Raw genomic sequence first — 3,287 nt, forward strand, 5'->3', positions numbered from 1 at the left:
CGTTAATATACTCCATCATCCCATACTGTATTGTACTCAAGCAGGAACCGCTATAAAAGTAATCCTGTTTGGAACAATCAAAATACACCAGAGTTTACCGAACGCTTGAAGCTTGGCTATAAGCTTTTATATGGAGGGATTGAATAATGATTTGCTTTACTTGCAATCTTGAGGCGGATGAGAGATTTTTTGAAGAAAATGATAATGTATGCCCTGATTGTGGATCATGGTTTATAAAAAAATCAAAAATCCCAACAGAACATAACCATAAAATAGGTTATGCCAGTACTTATCATCTTCAGAATTTGACTTGGGCAGAACATATTTCTATTCGTCCAGGACAAGAAATATATTCTGGATCAATGTATCTAAATGTATCAGGTCAAATTTGCACCACATATAAATATCCATATCAATATAAAGAAGAAAGCCCATGCTTATATGATGGAACAAGATATGTTGGCAAAAATAAGAAATAATTAGCGTTGGCGCAGCCTCTCGTAGAGATGCCTGCGACGGGCTGCGCCAACCCTGACTACACTCTATCCTCTAGGAAAATAGGAATAAATTATGTTTGAAGGTGAAGATAAACCAACTAAAATGAGAACTATTACCGGAACATTTAAGTATTGTAATTCTGGTACTCAAGAAGTCAAGACAGTGACTTGTTTATTCGATGAAAGAGCAGAACAGTATGAACTAACAAAAGTTTATGTAGTTGAATTTGGATGCAAACTGATTTTTTCTAAAACTGATAATGAGTTTTTGGTTAATGATTAGTGCGATCGCTCTACAAAAGTGTAGTTTACCTCCATAGGCATCGCTCCTTTATTCTTTATCCTCTGAGAAAAAATGGAACAATCTTATATTGTGCAGCTTTATATCCGTTGCTTGTTTAGATGGAAACTTCATGATTTTTATCCCTATCGAGCTTACGCATTTAAAGCTTGCAGGGCCTTAGAATCAGTTGGTATCAAGGTAAAACTTATTCAAGTTTCATCTGATGGGCAAAAAGACCGAATTTATGAAACTAGGGAAGATTTGCGATGCTTACGGTAGGTCGGTGTCGCCCGCTCAAAGCGATCGCTTCCTTATCCTCTAAGAAAATCAAAGAAGCGATCGCACCATTACCATTAAGAATAAGGCATAAATATCCACAGTTGAAAAATGTTTATATTTAAGAGATACTAAATTTAAAGTTAATCCTAATAAACATCTACCAAGCATGAAAATTAATTTAATTCCTGTCTCAGAGCCTGGAATTTCTTATGGCGGCGATGTAACTAACGAAGCAATAAAGCGATTTCGTAAATACTTATTGGGTGTAGTAGCCGTTTGCTCAGAATTTGAATATTCAGGAGAACGAGCAACACCTCGTAATATTTCAATAGCAAATTTTACAGCAGTAATTACCTTATTTCGAGAACCTAAAACAATCGGTCAAATAACAGGCTTTATTCACTTGGATGGAATAAATATTAACCTTTCTGGTACAGGTGGTCGTTACGGACAACAATTTTTAAATTGTCTAGTAGAAAATGAAGTAGAACCCTGGTTGTATCCTGCGGAAAGAGCTATAGAGCAAATAGGCGAATATGTTGGCAATCCCAAATGGTATATAAAACATGAAATGATGCCATTAGATACTGTTTTAAGCTTGTGGGAAAGATTTATTATTAACGTGATACTTCCACAATTGCATACAACACGTATAGGATTTTTCGGACTAGATAATAAAACAGGTTCTTGGCAAGACTCTTGGCAAGTGGGAGACATTTAACTAAATATTATTAGCTTCAAAGGTGGGCATTGCCCACCTTTTTATTTAGAACGCACAGTCAAAGCATGGGGGTACGCCGTCTGAATCCTCTAAGAATTGTGTGGGGGCGATCGCTCCTATCTTTGCTGCTGTGTTATCAGGCTGTAAAGAAAGTAAGCTTTTACCTGAGAGGGCTGGGTATTGAGTACCAGTTCCAAAAGGGAACTTGTCAGCTTCCCCCGAATCAGCCACAGAAATAGGATGACGTAATCATCAAGATGCCCAGTGGTGCGTAGCTTGCCGCCTTCGGCATCGCTGGGCATCGTCCAACTCTGTGCTGTGTGCTTTGTGCGATCGCCCTTCATCCTCTAAGAAAATCGCACCCCTACTCATCATCATCAAGCAAATACAACCCACTGCTATCAGTCGGCCTGGCATGAAGATACATTTCAGTAATCGCCACCGAACTATGCCCTAGCGTTTTCTGTAACAAGTGAATCGGCGCTCCTCTATCAAGACTGTGGGAAGCGTGGCTATGTCTAAGCCAGTGTGGTGATACATTCCCCTCAATAAGAGCGCGGTTTGCAGCATTTTTCACAATATGAAAAACCATTGACCGACACAGATGACCACCCTTAGCTGAAACAAACACTGGGTCATCATGTTTAGCGTAACCCTTTAAAGAGTTAATCTCCCGCCAAATACCAGCACCCACCAGCACGGTTCTCGTTTTCTCACCTTTACCGAATACCGTGATTTGTCCCCCATCTCCCCGCGCTTTGAGGTCACGCCACTTGAGGCTACATAATTCACTTACCCGCAAACCTGCAAAATAAAGTAAACGAATAATCGTGCGATCGCGGGGGTTTGTCGTGGAATTTATCAGTAATTGTACTTCCTCTTGGGTGAGAATTCTTTCTGCCAATCGGTTATGAGCCTTGGGTGATTTAACTAACACTCCCAAGTTAGCCGATATCACCCCCAACTGTTTAGCAAAGGAAAACAGGCTTTTAATTGCACCCACTGCTACCCGCTTGGAATTGTCAGAACTACTTAGTGTCATCACCCACAATTGAAAATCCATGAGGGTGCAATCAGAGAGCGGCTTGTTGACATGAGAAAAAAACCGCTTGGCATAGCGACGGTAGCCGTCAACGGTGTTTTTGCTCTTACCGTGCAGCCAAAGGTCGATGAGTTCGGTGTTAGTGAGCGTTGGAGTATTCAACATTGCCCATTCTTATGTTGAATGCTCTTACATTAAACCCCACTGGAGGGGACAGTTGAAATTATTTTACTGGATGGTAAAGTCCATCTTTTGCATTCCATTCCCAACCTATGCCTCTGGGGTCACGGTTACGAGTCCAACTGATAAATTCTTTGGTAGTGAGTTTTTCTCGTTCCGGTGCGAGGCTCGACGGTGTTAAACCTAGTCGCGGAGCTAGGTTTTCAGGAGGTAATGCAAGGAGTTCAACTCCCGGATTTCTCACCAAGATTGAAAAAAGAGGGGTCAAAAACTGCCAAAATGTAT

7 protein-coding genes and 1 pseudogene are annotated in these 3,287 nt (G+C 40.7%); 5 read left to right on the forward strand and 3 right to left on the reverse strand.

The genetic code is table 11. The features are described from left to right. Positions 1 to 146 precede the first annotated feature (146 nt). The 5 genes from HWQ23_RS16915 (at position 147) to HWQ23_RS16935 (ending at position 1,780) form a co-directional block, all read left to right on the forward strand. Complete coding sequence (locus HWQ23_RS16915) at positions 147 to 479, forward strand: hypothetical protein (protein WP_292830187.1); 333 nt, start codon at positions 147 to 149, stop codon at positions 477 to 479. Between the two features lie 91 nt (positions 480 to 570). Further along, positions 571 to 780 carry a hypothetical protein gene (locus tag HWQ23_RS16920; protein ID WP_292830189.1) on the forward strand — a complete coding sequence of 70 codons (210 nt, stop codon included), beginning with the start codon at positions 571 to 573 and terminating at the stop codon, positions 778 to 780. A 72-nt stretch (positions 781 to 852) separates the two neighbouring features. Then, entirely contained in the window at positions 853 to 1,059 is a 207-nt protein-coding gene (locus HWQ23_RS16925; RefSeq protein ID WP_292830191.1) for a hypothetical protein, read from the forward strand. Further along, on the forward strand, positions 1,047 to 1,181 hold the full coding sequence (locus HWQ23_RS16930; protein WP_292830193.1) for a hypothetical protein: 135 nt from the start codon (positions 1,047 to 1,049) through the stop codon (positions 1,179 to 1,181). Before HWQ23_RS16925 ends, HWQ23_RS16930 begins: the two co-directional genes overlap by 13 nt. Positions 1,182 to 1,225: 44 nt before the next feature. Then, the gene (locus HWQ23_RS16935; protein WP_292830195.1) at positions 1,226 to 1,780 is read left to right on the forward strand and encodes a hypothetical protein; all 555 of its coding nucleotides are present in this window, start codon (positions 1,226 to 1,228) and stop codon (positions 1,778 to 1,780) included. Positions 1,781 to 1,896: 116 nt separating this feature from the next. On the opposite strand, the gene HWQ23_RS16940 is transcribed toward HWQ23_RS16935, so the two are convergent. The 3 genes and pseudogenes from HWQ23_RS16940 to HWQ23_RS16950 all read right to left on the reverse strand — a co-directional run. Continuing rightward, a complete protein-coding gene (locus HWQ23_RS16940; RefSeq protein WP_292830197.1) occupies positions 1,897 to 2,082 on the reverse strand; it encodes a hypothetical protein in 186 nt (61 codons plus the stop codon). A 62-nt stretch (positions 2,083 to 2,144) separates the two neighbouring features. Continuing rightward, positions 2,145 to 2,987: a tyrosine-type recombinase/integrase gene (locus tag HWQ23_RS16945; RefSeq protein ID WP_292830199.1), complete on the reverse strand. Its 843-nt coding sequence runs from the start codon at positions 2,985 to 2,987 to the stop codon at positions 2,145 to 2,147. Between the two features lie 58 nt (positions 2,988 to 3,045). Continuing rightward, positions 3,046 to 3,287 (reverse strand): annotated as a pseudogene (locus HWQ23_RS16950) (hypothetical protein); the annotation flags it as partial.

Origin of the sequence: Nostoc sp. JL33, from assembly GCF_017114985.1 — a bacterium.
Lineage (GTDB): Bacteria > Cyanobacteriota > Cyanobacteriia > Cyanobacteriales > Nostocaceae > Nostoc.